The 26,700-nt window shown below is 68.6% G+C and carries 19 protein-coding genes; 10 read left to right on the top strand and 9 right to left on the bottom strand.

The annotated features are described in order from the left end of the window. Positions 1-51 precede the first annotated feature (51 nt). Both ilvD and MKK54_RS23465 read left to right on the top strand, forming a co-directional pair. Positions 52-1,782 (top strand): dihydroxy-acid dehydratase, encoded by a 1,731-nt coding sequence (gene ilvD / locus MKK54_RS23470; RefSeq protein WP_244014897.1) that lies wholly within the window; start codon positions 52-54, stop codon positions 1,780-1,782. Next, a complete protein-coding gene (locus MKK54_RS23465; protein WP_244014895.1) occupies positions 1,769-2,683 on the top strand; it encodes a tetratricopeptide repeat protein in 915 nt (304 codons plus the stop codon). The genes ilvD and MKK54_RS23465 overlap by 14 nt, the downstream gene beginning before the upstream one ends. A 58-nt stretch (positions 2,684-2,741) precedes the next feature. Here MKK54_RS23465 and MKK54_RS23460 read toward each other — a convergent pair whose 3' ends face one another. The 3 genes from MKK54_RS23460 to xth all read right to left on the bottom strand — a co-directional run bounded on the left by MKK54_RS23460 (position 2,742) and on the right by xth (position 5,546). Then, positions 2,742-3,869, bottom strand: coding sequence for a glycosyltransferase family 2 protein (locus MKK54_RS23460; protein ID WP_244014874.1), 1,128 nt, complete (start codon positions 3,867-3,869; stop codon positions 2,742-2,744). A gap of 188 nt (positions 3,870-4,057) precedes the next feature. Next, entirely contained in the window at positions 4,058-4,687 is a 630-nt protein-coding gene (locus MKK54_RS23455; protein WP_244014869.1) for a glutathione S-transferase family protein, read from the bottom strand. A gap of 64 nt (positions 4,688-4,751) precedes the next feature. Next, positions 4,752-5,546, bottom strand: a complete 795-nt coding sequence (xth, locus tag MKK54_RS23450) for an exodeoxyribonuclease III (protein ID WP_244014867.1) — start codon at positions 5,544-5,546, stop codon at positions 4,752-4,754. 160 nt (positions 5,547-5,706) lie between these two features. On the opposite strand from xth, the gene MKK54_RS23445 reads away from it, so the two are divergent. The 3 genes from MKK54_RS23445 (at position 5,707) to glpX (ending at position 9,083) form a co-directional block, all read left to right on the top strand. Continuing rightward, positions 5,707-6,408, top strand: a complete 702-nt coding sequence (locus MKK54_RS23445) for a ceramidase (protein ID WP_244014865.1) — start codon at positions 5,707-5,709, stop codon at positions 6,406-6,408. A gap of 179 nt (positions 6,409-6,587) precedes the next feature. Beyond that, positions 6,588-7,910: a homoserine dehydrogenase gene (locus tag MKK54_RS23440; RefSeq protein WP_244014863.1), complete on the top strand. Its 1,323-nt coding sequence runs from the start codon at positions 6,588-6,590 to the stop codon at positions 7,908-7,910. 189 nt (positions 7,911-8,099) lie between these two features. After that, entirely contained in the window at positions 8,100-9,083 is a 984-nt protein-coding gene (glpX, locus tag MKK54_RS23435) for a class II fructose-bisphosphatase (protein ID WP_244014861.1), read from the top strand. Between the two features lie 100 nt (positions 9,084-9,183). On the opposite strand, the gene oxlT is transcribed toward glpX, so the two are convergent. After that, positions 9,184-10,461: an oxalate/formate MFS antiporter gene (oxlT, locus tag MKK54_RS23430; protein WP_244014858.1), complete on the bottom strand. Its 1,278-nt coding sequence runs from the start codon at positions 10,459-10,461 to the stop codon at positions 9,184-9,186. Between the two features lie 99 nt (positions 10,462-10,560). Beyond that, positions 10,561-12,159 carry a gamma-glutamyltransferase family protein gene (locus MKK54_RS23425; RefSeq protein ID WP_244014856.1) on the bottom strand — a complete coding sequence of 533 codons (1,599 nt, stop codon included), beginning with the start codon at positions 12,157-12,159 and terminating at the stop codon, positions 10,561-10,563. A gap of 182 nt (positions 12,160-12,341) precedes the next feature. On the opposite strand from MKK54_RS23425, the gene MKK54_RS23420 reads away from it, so the two are divergent. The 4 genes from MKK54_RS23420 to hflX all read left to right on the top strand — a co-directional run bounded on the left by MKK54_RS23420 (position 12,342) and on the right by hflX (position 18,058). After that, on the top strand, positions 12,342-14,747 hold the full coding sequence (locus MKK54_RS23420; RefSeq protein ID WP_244014854.1) for a sensor histidine kinase NtrY-like: 2,406 nt from the start codon (positions 12,342-12,344) through the stop codon (positions 14,745-14,747). Beyond that, the gene (locus MKK54_RS23415; protein WP_244014852.1) at positions 14,744-16,114 is read left to right on the top strand and encodes a sigma-54-dependent transcriptional regulator; all 1,371 of its coding nucleotides are present in this window, start codon (positions 14,744-14,746) and stop codon (positions 16,112-16,114) included. Before MKK54_RS23420 ends, MKK54_RS23415 begins: the two co-directional genes overlap by 4 nt. Positions 16,115-16,270: 156 nt before the next feature. After that, positions 16,271-16,525, top strand: a complete 255-nt coding sequence (gene hfq, locus MKK54_RS23410) for an RNA chaperone Hfq (protein WP_244014850.1) — start codon at positions 16,271-16,273, stop codon at positions 16,523-16,525. Between the two features lie 114 nt (positions 16,526-16,639). Continuing rightward, positions 16,640-18,058 (top strand): GTPase HflX, encoded by a 1,419-nt coding sequence (gene hflX / locus MKK54_RS23405; protein WP_244014848.1) that lies wholly within the window; start codon positions 16,640-16,642, stop codon positions 18,056-18,058. Positions 18,059-18,145: 87 nt separating this feature from the next. On the opposite strand, the gene MKK54_RS23400 is transcribed toward hflX, so the two are convergent. The 3 genes from MKK54_RS23400 to uvrA form a co-directional block, all read right to left on the bottom strand. Further along, the gene (locus MKK54_RS23400; protein ID WP_409564234.1) at positions 18,146-18,706 is read right to left on the bottom strand and encodes a fasciclin domain-containing protein; all 561 of its coding nucleotides are present in this window, start codon (positions 18,704-18,706) and stop codon (positions 18,146-18,148) included. Positions 18,707-18,918: 212 nt separating this feature from the next. Beyond that, on the bottom strand, positions 18,919-19,929 hold the full coding sequence (locus MKK54_RS23395) for a transporter (RefSeq protein ID WP_244014844.1): 1,011 nt from the start codon (positions 19,927-19,929) through the stop codon (positions 18,919-18,921). Positions 19,930-20,463: 534 nt separating this feature from the next. Next, positions 20,464-23,439 (bottom strand): excinuclease ABC subunit UvrA, encoded by a 2,976-nt coding sequence (gene uvrA / locus MKK54_RS23390; protein ID WP_244014842.1) that lies wholly within the window; start codon positions 23,437-23,439, stop codon positions 20,464-20,466. Between the two features lie 470 nt (positions 23,440-23,909). Between uvrA and MKK54_RS23385 the strand changes: the two genes are divergently transcribed. Next, complete coding sequence (locus MKK54_RS23385; RefSeq protein WP_244015260.1) at positions 23,910-25,958, top strand: methyl-accepting chemotaxis protein; 2,049 nt, start codon at positions 23,910-23,912, stop codon at positions 25,956-25,958. Between the two features lie 3 nt (positions 25,959-25,961). On the opposite strand, the gene MKK54_RS23380 is transcribed toward MKK54_RS23385, so the two are convergent. Continuing rightward, positions 25,962-26,603 (bottom strand): hypothetical protein, encoded by a 642-nt coding sequence (locus MKK54_RS23380; RefSeq protein ID WP_244014840.1) that lies wholly within the window; start codon positions 26,601-26,603, stop codon positions 25,962-25,964. Positions 26,604-26,700 lie beyond the last annotated feature (97 nt).

Here is a 26,700-nt window from a genome sequence, read left to right as displayed (position 1 = left end):
GTCGCCCTGAACTCGATCGAGGCGTAGCAGACCGGGGCGGCGAGACAGACGATGGACGCGCGCAAAACCGACAAGTCGAAGCTTCCGAGCCGCCACGTCACGGAGGGGCCCGAGCGTGCCCCCCACCGCTCGTATCTCTATGCCATGGGCCTGACCCGCGAGCAGATTCACCAGCCGCTGGTCGGCGTCGCCTCCTGCTGGAACGAGGCCGCGCCCTGCAACATCTCGCTGATGCGCCAGGCGCAGGCGGTGAAGAAGGGCGTCTCGGCCGCCAACGGCACGCCGCGCGAGTTCTGCACCATCACGGTGACGGACGGCATCGCCATGGGTCATGCCGGCATGCGCGCCTCGCTGCCGTCGCGCGAAGTGATCGCGGATTCCGTCGAGCTGACCATGCGCGGCCATGCCTACGACGCGCTCGTGGGGCTCGCCGGCTGCGACAAGTCCCTGCCGGGCATGATGATGGCGATGGTGCGCCTCAACGTGCCGTCGATCTTCATCTATGGCGGCTCGATCCTGCCCGGCTCGTTCCGCGGCCGCCCCGTGACGGTGCAGGACCTGTTCGAGGCTGTCGGCAAGGTCGCGGTCGGCGACATGTCCCTCGACGATCTCGACGAGCTGGAGCAGGTCGCCTGTCCGTCCGCCGGTGCCTGCGGCGCGCAGTTCACCGCCAACACCATGGCGACCGTCTCCGAAGCCATCGGCCTCGCGCTGCCCTATTCGGCCGGCGCCCCGGCCCCTTACGAGATCCGCGACAGATTCTGCATGACCGCGGGCGAGAAGGTGATGGAACTCATCGCCAAGAACATCCGCCCGCGCGACATCGTCACCCGCAAGAGCCTCGAGAACGCGGCGGCCGCCGTCGCGGCCTCGGGCGGCTCCACCAACGCGGCCCTGCACCTGCCGGCGATCGCGCATGAATGCGGCATCAAGTTCGACCTGTTCGACGTGGCCGAGATCTTCAAGCGCACGCCCTACATCGCCGATCTGAAGCCGGGCGGGCGCTACGTCGCCAAGGACATGTTCGAGGTCGGCGGCATCCCGCTCCTCATGAAGACCCTGCTCGACCACGGCTTCATGCACGGCGACTGCATGACCGTGACCGGCCGCACCATCGCGGAGAACATGGAGCGGGTGCACTGGAACCCGGACCAGGACGTCGTCCGGGCCGCCAACACCCCCCTCACGCCCACCGGCGGCGTCGTCGGCCTGCGCGGCAACCTCGCGCCCGAAGGGGCCATCGTGAAGGTCGCGGGCATGTCGGAGGAGAAGCAGGTCTTCACCGGACCGGCGCGCGTGTTCGACGGCGAGGAGGCCTGCTTCGAGGCCGTGCAGAAGCGCACCTACCGGGAAGGCGAGGTTCTGGTCATCCGCTACGAGGGCCCGAAGGGGGGCCCGGGGATGCGCGAGATGCTCTCCACCACCGCCGCCCTCTACGGCCAGGGCATGGGCGACAAGGTCGCGTTGATCACGGACGGGCGCTTCTCCGGCGCCACGCGCGGCTTCTGCGTCGGTCATGTCGGACCGGAAGCCGCCGTCGGCGGCCCGATCGGGCTGATCCAGGACGGCGACGTGATCACGCTCGATGCGATCAAGGGAACGCTCGACGTGGCGGTCTCGGACGAGGAATTCGCCAAGCGTCTCGCCGCCTGGACGCCGCGCACCAACTCGGCGACCTCCGGCTACCTCTGGAAGTACCAGCAGACCGTCGGTCCGGCGGTGAACGGCGCGGTGACCCATCCGGGCGGCGCCGAGGAGACGCACACCTATGCGGACATCTAGGACAGCCCTCGGCCGCGCCATGCGGCCGTCGGGGGCCGCCCGCGATCGGCCGCTGCGGGACCGGCTGCCGGCCCTCTCGGGCCGCCGGCTGGTCGCGGCGGCCGGGCTCCTGCTTCTCGGCGCGATGCCGGCGCTGGCGCTCGACGCCACCGCGCGGACACCCGTGCCGAGCGGCAGTTACCGCAACGCCCGCGAGGCGCTGCGCATGGGCGTGCGCGACTACAATGCCGGCGACAAGGAAGGGGCGGCCCGCGCCCTCGAATATGCCGCCGACCAGGGCCACGCCCTCGCGTTGTGGAAGCTCGGCCGCATGTATGCCGAGGGCGACGGCGTGCCCCACGACGACCTCAAGGCGTTCGAGTTCTTTTCACGGATCGCCGACGACACCACCGACGAGGGACCGGACGCGCAGAATTCGGGTGTGGTGGCGAGCGCCTTCACGGCGCTCGGGACCTACTTCCTCGACGGGATCAAGGGCACCTACGTGCGCCCGAATCCCGAGCGCGCCTACGACATGTTCAACTACGCGGCGTCGTATTTCGGCGACCCGAACGCGCAGTACAATCTCGGCCGGCTCTACCTCGATGGCACCGGCGTCGATACCGACGCGCGTCAGGCCGCGCGCTGGTTCAACCTCGCGGCCGAGAAGGGCCATGCTCCGGCCCAGGCCTTGCTCGGCCAATTGCTCGTGAACGGGCAGGGGGTTCCGCCGCAGCGCGCGCGCGGCCTCATGTGGCTGTCCCTTGCCCGGGAGGCCGCCCAAGGGCGCAAGGACGCGTGGATCGTCGACCTTTACGACAAGGCCTGGGCGTCCGCGAGCGAGGACGACCGCGCTGCCGCGCTGGCCCAGGCGTCACAAGCCACCGCGCAGGTCACCGGGTCGGCGCGCCGGCGACGCTGAGCGGGGTTCGACCCGGGCGCGCCGCCGTCGCGGCCTGACGCGACCCTGTCCGTACGCCTCAGGACCGGCGGCTCCAGGAACCGCGCAGGCGCGAGGAGCGCTGCTCCGCATTGGCGGGAGCCGCCTCGACCGACGCCTCCTTGAGGAAGTGGTGCAACGGGCTGACGCCCGGGGCCAGGCGCTTCTCGAGCCGATACAGTTCCGGGTCGAAGTCCACGGCCGGAAAGCGTCCACGCTTCTCGCCTCGCAGGATGTAGTCGAGCAAGGGATTGGTCTCGACCGGAATCTCGTGGGCGTAGGTCTTCAGGTACCAGGCCGAGTCGAAATGGGGGTTTGGGCTCCGGGCTTCGCGCCAACCGAACGCGCAGTAATGCACGAGGGGCACGAAGGACGATGCGGCCACATCGGGATTCGCAGCGCGGTAAAATTCGGTGTCGAACAGACCCGATGTCGCGATGATCTCGAACTCCTCGGCAAAGCTCGGCTCCGCCTCCTCGCCATGCGCGGAATGAAGCCCGGGCACGCGACGCGCATAAGCCCTGAGATTGGTGAAGTCCGCCGCGGCGCGATCGCGCTCGCCCTCCGCGTCGTCGCCGCCCGCGGCGTTCGGCGGGCCAGCGAGAACCCGGTTCCGGGCATGGACGTGATCGAGGCCGAGGTGCTTGTAATGCAGCAGCTTCACCTGCGGTCGCGCCTCGGGAACGACCTGACCCGTCGGTGACGCGGCGTGCCGTCCCGCATCGTAGTCGATCGCCGTGATCGCCCGGGGATCGAACATCGCCGGCTTGTCGTAGAGCGTCTCGCGCACGCCACGCACGACCTGTTGCCACAACGGCCGAAGGCCGGTGGGGAACTGGTCTGCGACCATGTTGTAGCCGAGGGTCGTGATGTAGGTGACGCCGAGGGTCCGGCACCGCGCGAGGTAGCCCGGCAGATCGGGATGATGGAGGTGCTCATCCATCTCTGCGGTGACGATCCAGTCCGCCGAGTCCCTAGAGCGCATCCAGGCGGTATTCATCAGGTTCGTCGCGGTGGCCGCATAGGTCTCGCCCTGCGCCCCGACACGCTCCACGACAATCTTCTCGTCACCCTTCAGGAGGTTCAGGCTTCGATCGGTCGAACCCATGTCGAACACATGGATCCGGTCGACGATACGACGATAATGTGTCAGGAAAAACGGAATCATCCGCTCTTCGTTCAAGCACGTGCAGTAGAGATGAACGGGCATCGCTGCGGACCTCCAAGGCTCTCCGCCACACGGCTCGCGTGCGTGAGGAAGATCCGCGCCTTGTGCGATCAAAAACCCATGGCGTCCACCGTATGGATGCGGCCCGAAGCGCGAGGCGGCGCGCGCCCGCGCCTCGGGCCGTCGTGTCAGTTGGGGCTCGTCCGAGCCGCCAGCGCAGTGACGAAGGAAGGACGCGCCAGGATAGCGTCGACATAGGCCGCGAGCTTGGGCCAGCGCCCCGCATCGACCTTCTCGCCCGCCAGGTGCAGGTTGTGGAAGCCGGTAACCACCGAAATGTCGGCGATGCTGAACGTGTCACCGACCAGGAACGCGCCGTCGATCTGACCTTCGAGATAGTCGTAGATCTTCGGCAGCTCCTCGGTGAGCGCCTTGGTGACGGCCGCTTCGTCGCCGGGCTGTCCCAGCAGCTTGGGCTTCACCACCCGGTTGGCGAAGGGCTTGATGATGATGTCGAACATCTCCGTGTCGCCGTACTTGTCGAACCAGATCGCGCGGCCGCGGGCCTTTGCCTCGGTCGGGATCAGGGCCGGGCTCGGCGCCTTCGCCTCGAGGTAGAACAGGATGGCGCTGGAATCGGCCAGGAGAAAGCCGTCGTCGTCCATCGCCGGGATCTTGCCGAGCGGGCTCGCCGCCTGGAAGGCCGGGTCCTTGTCGTGGAAGAACAGCGGGATGTGCTCCGCCGCCTGCCCCTTCTCGGCCAGGGCGACGAGGACCTTGCGGACGTAGGGCGAATAGGCGGTACCGTAGAGTTTCACGTGCGTTTCTCTCCTTCGTGGGTGAGTGGTGCTGCCCCAACACGCGGGACGGCGGATCGTTCGCTCACCCGGCGGTGAGTTCCACCGTCACCGGCACGTGGTCGGAGGGTTTCTCGAGGCCGCGCAGGTGCTTCTGCACGGCGGCCGACACCAGCCGGTCGGCGGCCTGGGGCGACAGCAGCAGGTGGTCGATGCGAATGCCGGCATTCCGGTTCCAGGCGCCCGCCTGATAATCCCAGAAGCTGTAGAGGCCCGGACGCGGGTCGCAGGCACGCAGGGCATCCGTGAACCCCTCCGCCAGCAGTGCCCGGAACGCGGCCCGGCTCTCGGGCCGGAACAGGGCGTCGGCGCGCCAGGCCTCGGGGTCGGCGGCGTCCTCCGGCTCCGGGATCACGTTGTAGTCGCCGGCCAGGACCACGGCCTCCTCGGCCTCGCGCAACGCGCGGGCATGAACCCGGAGGCGCTCGAGGAAGCCGAGCTTGTAGGGATATTTCGGGCTGTCGACCGGATTGCCGTTGGGCAGGTAGATCGAGGCGACCCGCACCGGCCGTCGTTCCGGGCCGGAGATCAGGGCCTCGATGTAGCGGGCCTGCTCGTCGCTCTCGTCCCCGGGCAGGCCGCGCCGGATCTCGCTCATCGACAGGGGCGCCCGGACGAGGAGCGCGACGCCGTTATAGGCCTTCTGGCCCAGGGTCTCGACCGCGTAGCCCGCGGCCTCGATCTCGCCGCGGGGAAAGCCCTCGTCCTGGCATTTCAACTCCTGCAGGCAGACCACATCGGGCTTGGCCTCGTCGAGGAAGGCGACGAGGTGGCCGACGCGCTGCTTGATCGAATTGACGTTCCAGGTGGCGATCCGCATGGGCAGGGTCCGGCGAGTGATTCGGGTCCGCCCGGTGAGGGTCGCGATCCGGAACGAGGTCGGCTCGTCATCGGGCCTTCGTGGCGGGCTGGCAAGGCGTGATCGCGGGGCGGACCGGCTTCCGGCGCGGTACCACGATGGATGAACGAGGAAATCCCGAATGTCCGATTGGTCGGCGCCGATCTGCGCCTATTGCGAGCGCGCCGATGCGGGATTCTGGGCCGAGCCGGTCAACGCCCTGTCGAACGGCGCATTCCTGATCGCGGCGGCCCTCGCGGCGCGGCGCGTCGGGCAGGGCGCGCGGCCCGACCTGCCGGCGCTCGCCCTCAGCGCCCTGGTGGCGGTCGTGGGCCTCGGCTCGTTCCTGTTCCACACGCTGGCCGTGCGCTGGTCGCTGCTGGCCGACGTGATCCCGATCGCGCTCTTCATCTACGGCTACTTCCTGCTGGCGATGCGGCGCTACTTCGGGCTCGGCCTCGTGGCGGCTCTGGCCGCCACCCTCGGATTTTCCGCCTTCAACCTCGGCCTGGAACCGGCCCTCGACACCCTGACGGGCGCTTCGACGGACACGCTCACCAACGGCTCGATCGGATACCTACCGGCGATCCTGGCGCTGGCGGGGGTCGCCGCCGGCCTGCTCCGGCCACAGGGCTGCGGTCTCGGCCCCCTGCGGGCCCGGGCGGGACGGGCGGTGCTTCGGGTCGCGGCCCTCTTCGCGCTCTCCCTCGCGTTTCGGACCCTGGACCGGGCGGTCTGTCCGGTCTGGCCGCTCGGGACGCACGCCCTCTGGCACATCCTCAACGCGGGCGTGCTCTATGCGCTCATTCGCATCGCGTCCCGCTACCGTCAGGCCGTTCCGTAATGGCGAACGGCATCCGGGACCGGCCGTTTTGTTGCGCCCCTGGGGGATTCGTTGCAGAAGATCGAGCCGCGTCGCACGCGGCACGCGCATCCGCCGATCGACGCGTGACCCTGTCACGTCCGCCGGGCTCCTCGCCGGACGCGGCAGGGTCACGGCACGGCAGTCTTACGGATCAAGTCATGACACAGAGCCTTCGCCTCGGCGTTGCCGGCCTCGGCACCGTCGGCGCCGCCGTCGTCCGCATGGTCGCCCGTCGGGCCCAGGCCCTCGCCGAGACCAGCGGCCGGTCGATCCGCATCACCGCCGTCTCGTCGCGCGACAAGGGTCGTGACCGCGGCCTCGATCTCGCCGGCGTCACCTGGTTCGACGATCCCGTGGCGCTGGCCGGGTCGACCGAGGTGGATTGCGTGGTCGAGTTGATCGGCGGCGCCGAGGGGGCAGCCCGGGCGACGGTCGAGGCGGCTTTGAGCGCGGGCAAGCACGTCGTTACCGCCAACAAGGCGCTCCTGGCCAAACACGGCGCGGCGCTGGCGAAACGGGCCGAAGAGCAGGGCGTGTCCCTGGCCTACGAGGCCTCCGTCGCGGGTGGCATCCCGGTGATCAAGGCCCTGCGCGAGGGGCTGACCGGCAACGCGGTCTCGCGCGTCTACGGAATCATGAACGGCACCTGCAACTACATCCTGACCCGGATGGAGCGCGAGGGCCTGACCTTCGAGGCCTGCCTGAAGGATGCCCAGGCCCTCGGCTACGCGGAGGCCGACCCGACCTTCGACGTCGAGGGATTCGACACCGCCCACAAGCTCGCCATCCTGACGAGTCTCGCCTTCGGAACCGAGATCGACGCGGACGGCGTCTCCGTGGAGGGCATCTCGGCGATCCAGCCCCTGGACCTGACCATGGCGGAGGAACTCGGCTACCGGATCAAGCTCCTGGGCGTCGCGCAGGCCGCGGCCGGCGGCATCGAGCAGCGGGTACACCCCACCATGGTGCCGAAATCCTCGGCGATCGCGCAGGTCATGGGCGTGACCAACGCCGTGACCATCGACGCGGACGCGGTGGGGGAACTCACCCTGATCGGGCCCGGCGCCGGCGGCGAGGCCACGGCCTCGGCGGTGGTGGGCGACATCACCGACATCGCCGCCGGCACGCGCCGCCCGACCTTCGGGCGCCCGTCGGCGGCGCTGACGCCCTCGCAGCGCGTCGCGATGCAGCGGCACGAGGGCGGCTACTACATCCGCCTCACGGTGCACGACCGTCCCGGCGTCGCCGCCGGTGTCGCCACCCGGATGGCCGAGCGCGAGATCTCTATCGAGAGCATCCTGCAGCGTCGCTCAGAGAGTGCGGCTTCGAAGGATCCGCATGGACGCTCCGGCCAGCCCGTGCCGCTGGTGCTGATCACCTACGCGGCCACCGAGGGCAACATCCGCGCGGCACTCGAGGCCATCGCCAATGACGGATTGCTGGCGGAAGCCCCGCAGCTCATCCGGATCGAACGCGAATAGGATGAGGGCCCGCGCGGCGCCTGAGCGAAGCCCAAATCCGCTATCTCGAAGGGGTCAACCGGATTTGATATGAGATCGCGCCCGAATCCGCGAAGAAAAATGCGTGGCATTGACGGATTTTAGTTTTTTGCCCGCATTTTAGTTCATACACAACGCCAGATAGACAGGCGTTAGAGGCGCAAGGTTTTCATGTCCGGCGGAATCTTGGAATCGCGCGTGCCGGTGGCTCGGTCCCTCACCCTCGAACTCGCGCGCGTGACCGAGCGCGCGGCCATCGCCGCCGCGCGCCTGCGCGGGCAGGGTCGTGAGAAGGAAGCCGATCAGGCCGCCGTCGACGCGATGCGCTTCGAACTCAACCTCCTGCCGATCGACGGCACCGTGGTGATCGGGGAGGGCGAGCGCGACAACGCGCCGATGCTCTATATCGGCGAGCGCCTCGGCACCCGCGACGGCCCGAAGGTCGACATCGCGGTCGATCCCCTCGAGGGAACCACGCTCTGCGCCAAGGACATGCCGGGGGCCATCGCGGTGACCGCCCTGGCCGAGGCGGGATCGCTGCTGGCCGCTCCCGACGTCTACATGCAGAAGATCGCCATCGGCCCCGGCTATCCGGCGGGCCTCGTCGACCTCGATGCCAGCCCGGCCGACAACATCGCCGCGCTCGCGCGCCACAAGGGCGTCGACCCGGCTCAGATCACCGCGATCATCCTCGATCGTCCGCGCCACATGCAGCTGGTCGCCGCCGTGCGCGAGACGGGCGCGGGCATCCGGCTGATCTCGGACGGCGACATCGCCGGCATCATCCACACCGCCAACGCGGACGCGACGGGCGCGGACATCTATCTCGGCATCGGCGCGGCCCCGGAAGGCGTGATCGCGGCCGGCGTCCTGCGCTGCATCGGCGGCCACATGCAGGGCCGGTTGATCCTCGACAGCCACGACAAGCGCGAGCGGGCGGCGCGGATGGGCATCAGCGATCCGAACCGGAAGTACGAACTCAACGACATGGCGCGCGGCGACGTCATCGTGGCCGCCACCGGCGTGACCGACGGAGCGCTCCTCAAGGGCGTCCGCTTCAAGCCGGGCATGATCGAGACCGAGACGGTCGTCTATCGTTCCGCCAGCGGCACCGTGCGGCGCATGCTCTGCGAGCATCGCCACGCCGAGGCCTGAGCGCGGATCGCCCACCGGTCCGCGCGACCGTCACGACACGAGCGGGGCGCGGATGGGTTTCCCCACCCGCGCCCACAGCGTCCGAGACCGGGCGTTCGGGTCAGGCCAGCGCGGGTTTGCCGACCATCGCGGGGATTTCGGCCATGCCGCCGAGCCAGCGCCGGCGCATCGGTTTCAGGACGAAGTAAGCGAGGATCGCGGTCAGCACATCGAGCGTGATGATGATCGCGAAGACCGGAAGCCACGAACCCTGCACCGCGTAGATCCACGCCGCGATCGGACCACCGAAGAGCGAACCGATGCCCTGGGCCATGTAGAGGAAGCCGTAATTCGTCGTGGCGTGCTTGGTCCCGAAGGTGTCGGTGAGGATCGAGGGAAACAGCGAGAAGATCTCGCCCCAGGCGAAGAAGACCACACCGGACAGGAGCGCGAAGGCGTAAGGATTCTCACGGAAGACGAGGAGCAGCGCGATGGCGGCGGCCTCGGCCGCGAAGGCGATGCCCATGGTGTTCTCGCGGCCGATCCGGTCCGAGACCCAGCCGAAGAACGGGCGCGTCAGGCCGTTGGTGATGCGGTCGAAGGTGAGTGCGAAGGGCAGGGCGACGAAGCCGAAGATGATGGCGTCGGCCACGCCGAAATCGCGGGCGAAGGAGGCGAAATTGGCCACCACCATCAGGCCGCCCGTCGACATCATGGTCATCATGACGAACATCAGCCAGAACAGGGGCGTGCGCAGCATGACCCTTGGCGTCGTGTCATGGACGCAGGTGGAGAGGTTGCGGGCCGGCGCCGGCAGGACTTCGCCGGCGCGGGGCGCCCGCAGGCCGAGGGCCGCGAGGGCGCCGATCGCCCCGAGGATCACGCCGAAGACCGTGAGCGTGTGTCGGTAGCCCGAGGCGGTGAGCATGTCGCTGATGGGAAAGGTGCTGAGCATGGCGCCCATGCCGTAGCCGGCCGCGACCACGCCGACGGCGAAGCCGCGCCGGTCGGGAAACCATTTCACCATCAGGCCGACGATGCCCACGTAGACGATGCCGGTGCCGAGGCCGCAGAACAGGCCGTAGGTGGCGTAGACGCCGAGCAACGTGTCGACGCGCGCGGCCAGCACCCAGCCGAGACCGGACAGGGCGGCGCCGAGCGCGATCATCAGCTTGGGGCTGAACCGGTCGATCAGGTAGCCCTGGACCGGCGAGAAGAAGGTCTGCAGCACGATCAGGATCGTGAAAGTCCACTGGATCTGCGGCAGCGTCGACCCGGTCGTCGCGATCAGCGGCTTGGTGAACAGCGTCCAGACATATTGCGGGCTGGAGATCGCCATCATGGCAACGAGGCCGAGGCCGAGCTGCAGCCAGCGTTGGCGGGAGAGCGTCGTATCCATTATTCACTCCTTGCGATGCAGTATGCATCGCAAGGACGGTGCCAATTTGTGGAAAGCTCGATAGTCACTCCGGAGCGTATTCGCGAGGTGGTGTGCGCATTACAACCCTTCCGAGCCACCATCGGATCGCGGATCATGCACGGCCTCGATCGATCCGTTGCCGGAATGGCGGACCAGCATGCCGGCATGGCCGAGGGAGTCGATGTAGGCCCCGCCGAGTTCCTCTATCTCGTGACCGAGGCGGCGTAGGGCCGCGATGCAGGCCGGATCGAAGCGGTCCTCGACCTTGACGGTGAGGGATTCGGCGCCCCAGGTCCGGCCATAGAGCAGGCGCGGGGCATCGACGGCAGCGGCCGGGTCCATTCCGTAATCGGCGTAGCGCGCGAAGATTTGCGCCTGGAACTGCGGCTGCCCGTCGCCACCCATGCTGCCGTAGGACATCACGCGGCCATCGTCGAAGCAGGCGAGCGCCGGGATCAGGGTGTGGAACGGGCGGCGGCCGGGCTGAAGCGGGTTCACGGCCTTCGGGTCCAGGGAGAACGAGGTGCCCCGGTTCTGCCAGTGGATGCCCGTCCTCGGCAGGACGAGCCCGGAGCCGTATTCCCAGTAAATCGACTGGATGTACGACACCGCCAACCCGTCCCGGTCGATGGCCCCCATCCAGACCGTGTCGCCCTCGCCCGGATTGCGCAGGGGCACGCTGGCCGCGCGCTTCATGTCGATCCGCGCCGCCTCGCGGTCGAGACGCTCGGGCGTGAGGAAGCTCGCCGGATCGACGCTGAGCCGGTCGTAATCCGTGACGATCCGGTCGCGGATCGCGAAGGCGAGCTTCGTGGCCTCGATCAGCCCGTGGAAATGCGCGGCGGTCTCGGGCTGTCCGATCTTCAGACGGTCGAAGATGCCGAGGATCAGCAGGGCGGCGATGCCCTGGGTCGGCGGCGGAAAGTTGTAGAGCGTGGCATCCCGGCGTCGGATCGAGAGGGGTGCGCGCTCGCGCGGCGCGTAGGCTTCGAGGTCGGCCCGGGTCACCGGGGTCCCGAGCCGGTCGAGGTCCGCCGCGATCTCACGGCCGAGGTCGCCCCTGTAGAAGTCGTCGAGCCCGGCATGGGCGAGTTGCTCCAGCGTGCCGGCCAAAGCCGGCAGCTTGCGGACCGCACCGGCGGCGTAGGGCTTGCCGTGATCGAGGAAGGTCTCGGCGAAATGCGGCTGCTCGTGCAGCGTATCGAGTTCCTTCGGCACGTAGCGCGCTTCCGAGGGCGAGACGGCGACGCCGTCACGGGCGTGGCGGATCGCGTCGGCGAGCAGCGTCGCGAGGGGCAGGCGGCCGCCGAGGGCCTTCGACAGGTCGAGGGCGAGGCGCCAACCGCCGATGGCGCCGGCCACGGTCAGGGCGGCGTCCGGGCCGCGCGCGGGCAGGACGTCGTATTCCTTGTCCCGGTAGCGCTGGATCGTGGCGAGGCTGCCCGCCGGACCGCAGGCCTCGATGCCGCGCACCCGTCCTCCGCGCTCGCGGACCAGCCAGAAGCCGTCGCCGCCGATGCCGTTCATGTGCGGGTAGACCACCGCGATGGCGGCGGCCATCGCCGTCATCGCCTCGATCGCGTTGCCGCCCTGCGCGAGCACATGTTGTCCGGCTTGGGCCGCGAGGCGATGAGGCGCCGCGACGGCGGCCGAGGCGAAGACGGGCGTATCTGACATTCTGCTCTCTGGGTGATCTCGGGACACACGATATCGCATTTCGCCGACGCGGTGATCGGCCCGGACACGCCCGCCGCGCAAGCCGCGCGCCGCGCGCGCAGAGCGGGAACTCGGCATGTTCTACGCAGCCTCGGGCCCGATCCGTATTAATTTCGCCACACTGTTGTGGCGACGCATCAGCCATGCCGTGGCTTCGTTCTTCCAGCAATTCGGGCTCCTCCACGGAGGGTCCAAACCTCCCCGAGACGGCGCTCGACGAGGGCGACGGCGCCGATCGGCTGGCCGCGGTCGTGAAGCCGCCGCCGCGCGGCCCGGGCCTCGTCGGCGCCCTGGTCGTGGTGACCGCGCTCGTCTCCGCCATCGCCACCTTCCTCATCCTGGCCGGGGTGATCCGGGTGACGCCGACGCCGACGGTCGGCCTGACGCTCCTCGGCATCAACGTCTTTCTCGTCCTCGGCCTCGTGGTGATCATCGCCTGGGAGGCGCGGGTCTTCCTGCATGCCCGCCGCACCAACGCGGCGGTCGCACGGCTGCATACGCGCATCGTCGGCCTGTTCAGCCTCATCGCCATCCTGCCGACCGTGCTCCTCGCCGTGGTGGCGGCGGTGACGATCGATCGCGGCCTCTCGCTGGGCTTCACCGACCGGGTGCGCGACGTCGTGCTGAAATCCGTCGAGGTCGCCGACGCCTACCAGGAGAACCAGTGCCAGAGTCTCGCCCGCGAGATCCGCATCCTCACGGACGACCTCACCCGGGCGCGACCGAACTTCGACGTGAACCGGACCTGGTTCGAGAGCTTCCTGACCACGCGTGCCACCGCGCTCGGATTGCCGGTGGCCGAGATCATGCGCGGCCCCACCGAGGTGGTGGCCCGCGCCAAGATCGATGTCCTGAAGGAGCGGCGCCTGCCCTCCGCCGCCGCGTTCGAGGATGCGGCCAAGTCCAGCGATCCGATCTGCCTCGTGCCGAGCGAGGGCCGGGTCTTCGCCGCGCTCCTGCGGATGCCGGCCTATGACGGGGCGGTGCTGCTGGTCCAGCGCGAGGTCAGCCAGTTGGCCGTCGAGTTCCCCGGCGTGTCGCGCGCGGCGGCGGCCGAGTACCTCACCTACGATTCCCTGAAGCGCTCGATCCAGATCAGCTTTGCCTCGGTCTTCGTGCTGATCGCGCTCATCGCCCTGCTGTCGGCCGTGTGGTTCGGCCTCAACTTCGCCAATCGCTTCGTCGCCCCGATCCGGCGCCTGATCAATGCCGCCGATCAGGTCGCCTCGGGCAATTTCTACGCGCGGGTCCCGGCCCGGAAGAGCGACGGCGACCTCGCCCACCTCTCCGACAGCTTCAACAAGATGACCCAGGAGCTGCGCCGCCAGCACGACGGCCTCACGGCGGCGAGCGACCTCATCGACCGCCGCCGGCGCTTCACCGAGGCGGTGCTGGCGGGCGTCTCGCCGGGCGTGCTCGGCGTTGATGCCGCCGGCCTCGTGACCATCGCCAACCCGTCCGTGGAGCGCACCCTGGGGCTCACCGCCGAGGCGATCGTGGGCAAGCCCCTGACGCAGGCCGTCCCGGAACTGCAGGCCCTGTTCCCGGACGGCGGCGAGGCGCGCCTGCGCACCCTGCAGCAGCAGATTCAGCTCACCCGCGACGGGCGCGAGCGCACCGTGACCGTCCGGGTGACGAGCGAGCAGGCGCAGGGCGGCGCGCGCGGCTTCGTCGTCACCCTCGACGACATCACCGACCTCGTCTCGGCCCAGCGCACCTCGGCCTGGGCCGACGTCGCCCGCCGCATCGCCCATGAGATCAAGAACCCGCTCACCCCGATCCAGCTCTCGGCCGAGCGCATCCGGCGCAAGTACGGCAAGGTCATCACCACCGACAAGGAGGTGTTCGACCAATGCACGGCCACGATCGTGCGCCAGGTCGACGAGATCAAGCGCATGGTCGACGAGTTCTCCTCGTTCGCCCGGATGCCCAAGCCGGCCATCGCCCAGAACGACCTCAGCGAGATCACCCGCCAGAACCTGTTCATGATGCGGGTGGCCCATCCCGACATGGACTTCTCGTTCGGGGAGGCGGGCGAGGAGCGGGTGCTGGCGGCCTTCGACATCCGCCTGCTCTCGCAGGCGATCACCAACATCCTGAAGAACGCCGTCGAGGCCGTGCAGGCGGTGCCCGAGGCCGATCTGGACCAGGGGGACGGCGGCAAGGGCCGGGTCGATGTGCGCCTCGTTCTCGAGGACGGTTTCGCCGTCATCGAAGTGACGGATAACGGCAAGGGATTTCCCGCCGAGGGGCGCCAGCGGCTGCTGGAGCCCTATATGACGACGCGCGAAGGCGGGACCGGGCTCGGGCTCGCCATCGTCAGCAAGGTTCTGGAAGAGCACGGCGGTGGGATCGAATTGAACGACAATCCGGAAGGCCGGGGCGGGCGTGTGCGGATGCGGGTGCCGCGCGAGACCCCCGGCGACCCTGCCCCTGACGATCCCGGCCGGGCATCAGCCAATCCACCGAAGCCGGGGGGCCACCCCTCCGTGCAGGACGAGAAGGGCGCCGCGCGGACGGCCCCCCCCATCGCGGAGATCCAGTCATGAGCGCCGATATCCTGATTGTCGACGACGAGGCCGACATCCGCGACCTCGTGGCCGGCATCCTCGACGACGAGGGTCACCGCACCCGGACCGCCGGGGGATCGGACGAGGCGCTGGCCGCCATCGAGTCGCGCCGGCCCCACCTCGTCTTCCTCGACATCTGGCTGCAGGGCTCGCGCCTCGACGGGCTGCAGGTGCTCGACCAGATCAAGGCCGGACACCCCGACCTGCCGGTGGTGATGATCTCGGGCCACGGCAACATCGAGACGGCGGTCGCGGCGATCAAGGCGGGCGCCTACGACTTCATCGAGAAGCCGTTCAAGGCCGACCGCCTGATCCTCGTGGCGGAGCGGGCCCTGGAAGCCTCACGCCTCAAGCGCGAGGTCCGCGACCTCAAGGCCCGCTCGGGGCAGGCGAGCCGGCTCGTCGGCGCCTCGGTGGTGGTCAATCAACTGCGCCAGACCGTCGAGCGCGTGGCGCCCACCAATGCCCGCGTCATGATCCTGGGCGCGCCGGGTTCCGGCAAGGAACTCTCGGCCCGCACGCTGCACGCGATGTCGACCCGTGCGAACGGCCCGTTCGTCGTCATCAACGCGGCGACGATCACGCCCGACACGATGGAGGCCGAGTTGTTCGGCGTCGAGGCCGGGGAAGGCCGGGCCCGGCGCGTCGGTGCGCTGGAGGAGGCGCATGGCGGCTCGCTCTACATCGACGAAGTCGCCGACATGCCGCGCGAGACCCAGAACCGCATCCTGCGCGTCCTCGTCGACCAGAACTTCCAGCGCGTCGGTGGCACGGCGCGGGTCCACGTGGACGTGCGCATCATCTCGTCCTCCTCGCGCGACCTCGCCGAGGAGATCGCCGGCGGCCGCTTCCGCGAGGACCTGTTCCACCGCCTGTCGGTGGTCCCGATCCGGGTGCCCTCGCTCTCGGAGCGCCGCGAGGACGTGCCCGAACTGATCTCGTTCTTCATGGAGCAGATCTCCGGTGCCACTGGCCTGCCGCGTCGGCGCATAGCCGAGGATGCCATGGCGGTGCTGCAATCCCACGACTGGCCCGGCAACGTTCGGCAATTGCGCAACAACGTCGAGCGCCTGATGATCCTGACCCATACCGATCCGGATCAGGAGGTGACCTCCGAGATGCTGCCCACCGAGATCGGCGCCCTGGTGCCGACGACGCCTAACGGCTCGGGCGGCGAGAAACTGATGAGTCTGGCACTCCGCGAGGCGCGCGAGATCTTCGAGCGCGAGTATCTGGTCGCACAGATCGCACGCTTCTCCGGCAACATCTCCCGAACGGCGGAATTCATCGGGATGGAGCGCTCCGCGCTCCATCGGAAGCTCAAGTCCCTGGGGATCGGACCCTGAGGATTGCTGTGGGATGCACTTGCATCGCGCGCCCAACACACGTGTAATGCCTGCGGGCGGGGTCGAGGTCATTGGACTTCGCCCGGTCTCACGAAACCGGCTGATGAGAACCCGTCAGGCTCGACGGGCAACAGCGTGAATCAAGGATAAGAAAAAATGGCGGGCGAGCGCGCTCAGAACCTCCAGGACACGTTCCTGAACCACGTTCGCAAGAACAAGATTCCGCTGACCATCTTCCTCGTCAACGGCGTCAAGCTTCAGGGCGTCGTCACGTGGTTCGACAATTTCTGTGTGCTGCTGCGCCGGGACGGTCACTCGCAGCTCGTCTACAAGCACGCGATCTCGACGATCATGCCGGGTCATCCCGTTCAGCTCTTCGAGCCCGACGAGACCACGCCCGAAAAGGCGTGAGACCGAACGAAACCACGTGTCCGTGGGTCGATCCGGTTTGCCGTGCCCTTGTCTGTGGCCGGCAAACGCCCATTGTCCTGTGAGCACGCGGGACAGGGGCGACCAAAGAACTTCATGACGGAACCGATGACACCCGGCGAAGCCCGGCTCCAGGCGATGGCCGCCCCCGAAGGCGACATCGCGGCGGCAACCCACACGCTCGTCGTGGGGCCCTATCTCGGGCGGGCCGCGGCCGCGGCGCTCCGGGGGCAGGCGGGCAGCACGCCCGAGATGCTCCGCTCCTCGGAGGCGCGCCTCGACGAGGCCGCGGGCCTCGCCGCCGCGATCGAACTCGATGTGGTGGAGGCCATCGTCGCGCCGGTGCAGCGCATCCGCCCCTCGACCTATCTCGGCAAGGGCCGGGTCGAGGAGCTGGCGGGCGTGATCCGTGCCCGCGATATCGGCCTCGTGGTCATGGATTGCGCCCTCTCGCCGGTGCAGCAGCGCAACCTCGAGAAGGCCTTCGGTTGCAAGGTCATCGACCGGACCGGCCTGATCCTCGAAATCTTCGGGCGCCGCGCCTCCACGCGCGAGGGCACGCTCCAGGTCGAGCACGCCCATCTGGCCTATCAGAAGAGCCGCCTCGTTCGGTCCTGGACCCACCTGGAACGCCAGCGCGGCGGCTTCGGCTTCCTCGGCGGCCCCGGCGAGACCCAGATCGAGGCCGACCGCCGCATGATCCAGGAGCGAATGACGAAGATCGAACGCGAGCTCGACAGCGTCACCCGCACGCGCGGCCTGCATCGCCAGAGCCGAGCGCGCGTTCCGTATCCGATCGTCGCGCTGGTCGGCTACACCAATGCGGGCAAGTCGACGCTGTTCAACACGCTGACCAAAGCGCAGGTGATGGCGCAGGACATGCTGTTCGCCACCCTCGACCCGACCGCCCGGGCGACGAAGCTGCCGCATGGCGAGACCGTCATCCTGTCGGACACCGTCGGCTTCATCTCCGAGTTGCCGACCTCACTGATCGCGGCCTTCCGGGCGACCCTGGAGGATGTGATCCATGCCGACATCCTGCTGCACGTGCGCGACGTCTCGCACGTCGACAGCGAGGCCCAGGCGGAGGATGTCGGATCGGTCTTGCGTGAACTCGGAATCGAGACGTCGGCGTCCCGCATCATCGAGGTCTGGAACAAGGCCGATCTTCTCGACGAGGGGGATCGCACGCGCCTCCTGAACCTCAGCGGGCAGGGGCGCAGCGACCGGGACAGCGACGCGCCGGTGCTGGTCTCGGCCGTGACCGGAGAGGGACTCGGCGTCCTGACGGCCCGGATCGAGGCGCGGATCGCGCGTCAGCGCTCGACCTTCGCGGTGATCCTGCCGCCCGAGGACGGTGCCGCGCTGCACTGGCTCTACGAGAACGCCGAGGTGCTCGACCGGCGCGAGGAGGAGGGCGGCACCATGCATCTGGCCATCCGCATCGCGCCCGAGAAGGAACCCCGCTTCCTCAACCGCTTCGAGGGCGCCCGTCGGCTGAACCGCGTGGGTTGACCGACCCGTCCTCGACGAAACGCGAGAAGCCCCGCGATCCTGAGGATCGCGGGGCTTCTGCGTTCGGGCTTCGTGAAACGCGAGCGATCAGGGCTGCAGGACACCGTTGATGACGTGGATCACGCCGTTCGACTGCATCACGTTGGCGACGGTGACCGTCGCGGTGCTGCCCTTGGCATCGGTCACGTAGACCTTCTTGCCCTTGGACTGGATCACGAGCGGCTCACCCTCGACGGTCTTGAGCTGGGCTTCGCCGCCGCCGTCCTTGGCGAGCTTCATCAGATCCTTGGCGGTGTAGGTGCCGGGGACCACGTGATAGGTCAGGATCTTGGTGAGCGTCGCCTTGTTCTCGGGCTTCACCAGGGTCTCGACGGTGCCCGCCGGGAGCTTGGCGAAGGCGGCGTTGGTGGGGGCGAAAACGGTGAAGGGGCCGGGGCTCGCCAGGGTGTCCACAAGGCCGGCGGCCTTCACGGCCGCGACCAGCGTCGTATGGTCCTTCGAGTTCACCGCGTTCTCGACGATGTTCTTCGAAGCGTACATCGGCGCGCCGCCGACCATCGGGTTCTTGGCGAGGGCGGCGGCCGGCACGGCGGCGCCGAGCGTGAAGGCGAGGGCGGCTGAGGCCAGGGTACGGGTGATCGTCGTCATGAGCATGTTCCTCTTCGTCGGCCCTCGTGCGGGGGGACTGAGGTGCTCTACGGGACGGGTCGGCGAAAAGTTTCAGGGTTTCGCCGATCCTGCCACGAACATCGATGGGCCGGTCGTGGCGCCGATACGCGAAAGCCGCCGGACCCATGAGATCCGGCGGCTTCGGCAGACGTTGGAGCGTGGGTCGGGGCGCGAGCCCCGACCGATCGTTCTCAGTACTTGCGGACGAGCGGAGCGGCCGAAGCCACGGCCGGGGTCGGCGAGTACAGGGGCACGATCACGCGGAACCAGGCCTCGGTCCGGAGGTCCTCACGCGAGCGGCCGGTGTTCACGTCGACGTAGCGAGCGGCGCTGACGACATCGTGAGCGACGTAAGCCTGGGCGGTGAACGCACCGAAGTCGTAGCCGATGAGACCACCGAGGGCGAAGCGGCCACGGCCGGCGCCGAAGGCGTTCGCCGTCGCGGCGCTGGTGTCGAAGTTGTAGGTGCCGTAGCCGATCGCACCGATCTCGAACTTACCGAACTTCTTGGTCGCGGTCAGGTCGAGGTTGAGGGCATCGGAGAGGACGAACGGGCCACGGGTGTTGCCGAAAGCGAGGCTGTTCACGCCATCGAAGCGGCCGGGCGAGTCATAGATGTTCGCGGTCAGGTTGGCGGTCAGGTTCCAGCCGTCGCCGGTGTAGCTGCCGGCAACGCCGAAGCGGTAGGTGTTCGAGGAGAGCTGCGGCAGGACCGGAGCGGCCGCGAAGGCACCGTTGTTCTGAACGAGAACGCCACGATCGCCGTTGAGGTCGTTCAGGTAGACGCCGCCGAGCAAGCTGACGCCGAAGTTGTTGCCGAGGTCGAAGGCCCAGATGCCGCCGACGAAGGTGCCGACGTTGATCGAGGTGTCACGCAGGCCGGTCGGGCCGCTCTTGCGACCGAAGGTGAACACGGTCGGGGGAGCGACGAGCAGCTCGATGCGGCCGCCGAGCGGAACCAGCGGGGTCGACCAGACGAGCACCGGCACGTTGACGGCGACGTCGACGCCGATGTTGCCCGGGGTCGCGTCGGGCGTGCGGTAGAGGAACGTGTTCAGCGCGTAGATGCCCTCGGGCAGCGGTGCGCCGGTGGCGAGGCCGACCTGCTCACCGGGAACAGTGGTGGTCTGCGCGTAGGAAGCCGTGGCGGTCATGCCAACGGTGAGCGCAAGCGCTCCGGCGGCGAGCCAGTTCTTCGTCATTCTCGTTATTCCTTCCCAAGGATTTCAGGTGTCCGCCACGCAGCCATCCGAACCATTCTGCCGATCCGCCACTTTTTCGCGGCTTGTTTGCAGCTGATCCGACGGCCCCCCTTGCGGCGCGTTCTCAAGTCTCAACGTCGAGAACTATTCTACAGGACGCGGCGGAAGGACAGCGGAATGCTTGGAAACGGGGCAGTTCGGATCCGACCGTTGCGCAAAAGCCGCATTTTGGGCGCAGTGCAGCGTAGGGTTTTGTTAACTATTTGAGCAAGTTTCCGGACCGGTCTGGCGCTGCACGAGCGTCCCGCACGGCAGAATATCGCTGAATGCTCAAGCTGTTGCGCGGACGCCGAAGCCTCTGGGAGAAAGCGGCAAACGCCCCCTGGCCAATGCGCAGGGCGGTGGGTGTCCGAGCGGATTCACGGCGGCGTGAACGCCGTTTCGATGCAACGCGGGGACCGTGACGGGAGGCCGATCCGGCGAATCGCCGACCCGGGATGGACTCACCGCGCGACGAGGCGGCGTTCGCTCGGCTTATTCGGCGGCGGCCTTGCCCTTGAGGGGAGCCGCGGCGGGCCGGCGGGCGAGAACGTCGCGCAGGAACCGCCCGGTATGGCTCGCCCGCGATTTGGCGATCTGCTCCGGCGTGCCCTCGGCCACCACCTCGCCGCCGCCGTCGCCGCCCTCGGGACCCATGTCGATGACCCAATCGGCGGTCTTGATGACCTCGAGGTTGTGCTCGATCACCACGACGGTGTTGCCCTGGTCGACGAGTTCGTGGAGCACCTCCATGAGCTTGGCCACATCGTGGAAGTGCAGGCCGGTCGTCGGCTCGTCCAGGATGTAGAGCGTGCGCCCGGTGGCCCGCTTCGAGAGCTCCTTCGAGAGCTTCACCCGCTGCGCCTCGCCGCCCGAGAGCGTCGTCGCCTGCTGCCCGACCTTGACGTAGCCGAGACCGACGCGGGCCAGCGTCTCCATCTTCTCGCGGATCGTGGGTACGGCCTTGAACAGGTCGGCGGCCTCCTCGACCGTCATGTCGAGCACGTCGGCGATGGAATGGTCGCGATACTTCACCTCGAGGGTCTCGCGGTCGTAGCGGCGGCCCTTGCAGACGTCGCAGGTGACGTAGACGTCCGGCAGGAAGTGCATCTCGATCTTGATCACGCCGTCGCCCGAGCAGGCCTCGCAGCGCCCCCCCTTCACGTTGAAGGAGAACCGGCCCGCCTGGTACCCGCGCGCCTTGGCCTCCGGCAGGCCCGCGAACCAGTCGCGGATGGGCGTGAAGGCGCCCGTATAGGTGGCCGGGTTGGAGCGCGGCGTCCGTCCGATCGGCGACTGGTCGATGTCGATGACCTTGTCGAGGTTCTCCAGCCCGTCCAGGCGCTCGAACGGCGCCGGATGCTCCAGGGCGCCGTTCAGGGTCTTGGCGACGGCCTTGTACAGGGTGTCGATGATCAGGGTGGACTTGCCGCCGCCCGAGACGCCTGAGATGCAGGTGAAAGTGCCGAGCGGGATATCGACCGAGACGTTCTTCAGGTTGTTGCCGCGCGCGCCCACGAGGCTGAGCTTGCCCTTGCGCCCCTTGCGCCGGGCGGTCGGCACCCGCACGCTCATCTCGCCGGTCAGGTATTTCGCCGTGAGCGAGGCCGGGTTCTTCAGCACCTCCTCGGGCGTGCCCTGGGCGATGATCCGGCCGCCGTGGATGCCCGCGCCGGGGCCGACATCGACGACGTAGTCGGCCTGCAGGATCGCATCCTCGTCGTGCTCGACCACGATCACCGAGTTGCCGAGGTCGCGCAGGCGCTTCAGCGTGCCGAGCAGACGCTCGTTGTCGCGCTGATGCAGGCCGATCGAAGGCTCGTCGAGCACGTAGAGCACGCCGGTGAGGCCGGAGCCGATCTGAGAGGCGAGGCGGATGCGCTGGCTCTCGCCACCCGACAGCGAGCCGGAGCCGCGTGCGAGCGTGAGGTATTCGAGCCCGACATCGATGAGGAAGGTCAGCCGGTCCCGGATCTCCTTGAGGATGCGGTAGGCGATCTCGTTCTGCTTCGGCGTGAGTTTCCCCGGCAGGTCCGAGAACCACGCGTGGGCATCGCGCACGGAGAGCGCGGTGATCTCGCCCACATCCTGCATCGCCACCTTCACCGAAAGGGCTTCGAGCTTCAGGCGCTTGCCGCCGCAGGCGGCGCAGGGCGTCTCGCTCATGAAGCGCGCGATCTCCTCGCGGGAGGTGTCGCTCTCGGTCTCCTTGTAGCGCCGCTCCAGGTTCGGGATCACGCCCTCGAAGGGCTTGTTCACCTCGTAGGCGCGCATCCCGTCGTCGTAGGCGAAGCGCACCGCCTCGGACCCGGTGCCGTAGAGCACGACGTCCCGCGCCTTCGCCGGCAGGTCGGCCCAGGCGACCGTGGTCTTGAAGCCGTAATGCCGGGCCAGCGCATCGAGGGTCTGGCCGTAATAGGGCGAGGTCGACTTCGCCCAGGGGCCGACGACGCCGCGCTTCAGGCTGAGCTTGCCATCGGAAATCACGAGTTCGGGGTCGATCCGCATCTCGTGGCCGATGCCGCCGCAGGTCGGGCACGCGCCGAACGGGTTGTTGAACGAGAACAGGCGCGGCTCGATCTCCGCGATGGTGAAGCCGGAGACCGGGCAGGCGAAGCGCGACGAGAAGGTGATCGCCTCGTGCGGGGCCTCCCCCTCGGGCGTGTCCGCAAACTCGATGAGCGCGATGCCGTCGGCGAGTTCGAGGGCCGTCTCGAAGGAATCCGCGAGCCGCGCGGCGATGTCGGCGCGCACGACGATCCGGTCCACCACCACGTCGATGTCGTGCTTCAGCTTCTTGTCGAGCTTCGGCACGTCGTCGATGGCATAGTACTCGCCGTCGATGCGCAGGCGCTGGAAGCCCTTCTTCTGGAACTCGGCGATCTCCTTGCGGTACTCGCCCTTGCGGCCCCGGACCACGGGGGCGAGCAGGTAGAGCCGGCTCTTCTCGGGAAGGGCCAGCACCCGGTCGACCATCTGGCTGACCGTCTGGCTCTCGATGGGCAGCCCCGTGACCGGCGAATAGGGGATGCCGACCCGCGCCCAGAGCAGGCGCATGTAGTCGTAGATCTCCGTGACGGTGCCGACCGTGGAGCGCGGGTTCTTCGAGGTGGTCTTCTGCTCGATGGAGATCGCCGGCGAGAGCCCGTCGATCTGGTCGACATCGGGCTTGCTCATCATCTCGAGGAACTGGCGCGCGTAGGCCGAGAGTGATTCGACGTAGCGGCGCTGGCCCTCCGCGTAGATGGTGTCGAAGGCGAGGGACGATTTCCCAGAGCCGGAGAGCCCGGTGAAGACCACGAGGCGGTCGCGCGGGATGGTCAGGTCGATGTTCTTGAGATTGTGCTCGCGCGCGCCGCGCACCGAGATCACCCGCTGGTCGCGCGCGCCGTCGAAGAGCGCTTCGATCTTCGCCTCGACGCGCTCGGCCTCGGCTTGGGACTTCTTGGCAGCGGCTTTGGCTTTGGCCATCGGGTCTCTTCGGCGGATCTCTTCGGAACGTCTGCGGCGCCAGGGCGGCGGGAACCGTCCCGACCCCGCCCGAACGCCATGTCGGGCGCATACCCGCGCGGGGCAAGGCGCAGGCCACGCATATCCGCCCCTCGACTAGAACAAAAAGCGTACAAGCTCAAGATCGGCCGCTTGGTCGGCCATCGATGACTTCGGGATTCCGGAGGCGACACGCGCCGGAGCAATGTCCGCGGCCCACGGAGGCGGGGATCGCAAGGCTCGGAGCGTGACCGATGGCGGATCGTCGCCGCAGACCAGTCCCGAACGAACGACCATCGGTTGACGCGCTATCATGCACCGGACACGCAAGTACCTGATTAAAATTTAGCGATCTGGCTCAAAAAGCAGCAACAACACAAGAATGAACACAACCTTTACCGATGAAACGCAGAAAGGGTCCGCAACGGAATGTGCGGGCTCGGTTCATGTCAGTGGGTTTCCTATCCTCCCTTCGGTTTCGCATCCTTCTGGTCGCGCTGGCGCCCTGCTTCGCCTTCGCGGTGGTGGCCAGCCTCGCCATCGGCGATCGCCTGGATGAGCGCGGCCGCATGGTGCAGGTCCAAGACCTCGTCGGCCTTGCCGGCCGGGTCAGCGCCTTCGTCCATGAAGCGCAGCGGGAGCGGGGGGCGTCCAGTCTGTTCCTGGGATCGAAGGGCACGCAGTTCCGCGCCGAACTCGACGCGCAGCGCGGCCGCACGGATGCGAGCCGCACGGCGTTCGAGGAAGGTGCCGCCGTCTTGAACGCGAATGCGTTCGGCGCCGGCGTCGCCCGTCGCAACACGGCCCTGTCGGCCCAGATCGCCGGGATCGCGGCCCATCGCAAGAGCGTCGATGACCTCGCCCGCACGCCGGCCCAGAACATGGCCCTGTATTCGGGCGTCATCGCCAGTGCGCTCGACCTCGTCCGGGACATGGCCCAGGTGACGGCCAGCGTCGACCTGTCCGCCCGCGTCTCGGCCTACTCGGCGTTTCTCGCGCTGAAGGAACTCGCCGGCCAGGAGCGGGCCGCCGTCTCGGCGATCGTCGGCGCCGGCCGGATCGACCTTTCCGGGCACGAACGTCTGAGCAGCCTGCTCGCCGGGCAGGGAACCTACGAATCCTTGTTCCGCCTCGGCGCCGACGCGGAGCAGGCGGCTCTGCTCGACGCGGCCAAGGCGAGCGCTCCGGCCCGCGAAGTCGAGCGCCTGCGCCGTGTCATCCTCGACACGCAGCCGGGCACGCCCCTGGCCTTCACCGACGCGCCGGCCTGGTTCGGGCTCGCCACGCAGCGCATCGATGGCCTGAAGGGCATCGAGGATCGCCTCACCGCCGACCTCGGTGCCGCCGCCGGTGCGGCGCGAACGAAGGCGGAGCGGGGCGCGACGCTCTGGATCGCCGCGAGCCTGGCGACCCTGGCGCTGTCCTGCGGGCTGGCCTTCGCGTTCGGCACCGCCATCGCGCGCCCGCTCGCCCGCATCGCCGCCATCCTCACCGCCATCGGGCGCGGCGAGGCGTCGGGCACGATCCCGCGCGGCGGTGCCCGCGAGGTCCGTGCCATCGCGGCGGCGGCCACCGATTTTCGCGACAGCGTCACCGAGCGCCAACGCATCGCCGCCGAGGCGGAGCACCTGACGGCACGCGCCGCCGCCGCGCGCCGGGAGGCGATGTGCGAACTCGCCGACCGCTTCGAGGCCCGGGCCGGCGGCATCGTCGAGGCCGTCTCGGCGGCCTCCAGCCAGCTCGAGACCGCCGCCTACGCCCTGACGCAGGCGGCCAGCGACACCTCGTCCCTCAGCCAGTCGGTGGCCGCCGCGTCCGAGGACACCGCCGCCACGGCCGATACGGTGGCGGCGGCCACAGAGGAACTGAGCGCCTCGGTGCGCGAGATCGGCAATCGCGTGGAGACCTCGGCGGCTGTCGCCGACGAAGCGGAGCGCGACGCCGCCCGGATGAAGGCGGATGTCACCCGTCTCGCCGCGGCGGCGAGCAGCATCGGTGAGATCGTCGGGCTGATCACCTCGATCGCGGGGCAGACCAACCTGCTGGCGCTCAACGCCACCATCGAGGCGGCGCGCGCCGGCGAGGCGGGACGCGGTTTCGCGGTCGTGGCCGCCGAGGTGAAGAGCCTGGCGACGCAGACCGCCCGGGCCACGGAGGACATCGCCGCCAAGGTCGCGGAGATCGCCTCGTCCACGGACGCCTCGGTCGCGACGATCGGGGGGATCACCGAAGTGATCCAGCGCCTCAGCCGCATCTCGGGGGACATCTCGGCCGCCGTGGAGCAGCAGGACGCCGCGACGCAGGAGATCGCCCGCAACACGGTGCTGACCTCGGAAGGCACCCGTGCGGTCTCGGGCCACATCGCTGGCGTGCGGGAGGCCGCGGAATCCGCGCGCTCCGGCTCCGCGCAGGTGCTGACGGCGGCCAGCGACCTGGCCCGTCAGGCCATGGCGTTGCGCCGGGAGGTCGACGGGTTCCTCGTCACCGTGCGGGCCGCGTGAACCTCAGGGCGAGGTCGTCCAGGGATTGATCACCCGCATGGCGGTCGTTTCCACGCGCACCGGCTGTGCGGGCCCGATGGGCATGACTTTGGCAGAGCGGGCCATCAGCTTGCGGGCCTGATCCGCCGGCATCGCGCCGACGGGCAGCATCATCGCGGTCAATTGGGTACGGGTCCGGCGATCGATGAAGTCGGAGCGGCCGATGCTCTGGAAATCCCGCGCCGTGTGGCGGTCGTCCGGCCTGCCGACGAAGACCTTGGGACCGTCCTTCATCACGACGATGTCGCCGGGGCGCAGGGTCTCGTCCTTCATGAAGGCTGCCGCCGGGCCGGCCTTCATGTCGAGGGGCGTCTGCCGGTCCGTCACCTTGATCTGCAGGGGCTCGGCCTTGGGGAGGGCCGCATAGCGGATCTTCGGCCGTTGACGGCGGTCGGCGCGGCGGATCGAGCGGCGGGCCTGCTCGTACCCGCCCTGATCCATCGTCGGCGCGGGCTCCGCTTGCTGCACGGGACGGGCAGGGGCAAACAGCAGATCGAAGAGGCTGCGATCGGCACTCTGCGCGCTTGCCGGCAGGCCGAGCATCAGGAACGCGAATGCGGGAGCGATCACCGCGCGCGGCGCGGCGGACAGCGGAAACGTCGGCATGGATCTCTCCGAGAGCGTCTCCCGACCGCGCGCCGGGACGACCTCTTAACAAAAGCACAACCTGAACAGTTCCAAGGTTTTCAAAACATGGTGAGGC

The organism is Methylobacterium sp. J-068, assembly GCF_022829445.1.
Taxonomy (GTDB): Bacteria; Pseudomonadota; Alphaproteobacteria; order Rhizobiales; family Beijerinckiaceae; genus Methylobacterium.
This window is presented reverse-complemented; position numbering and strand designations above follow the sequence as displayed.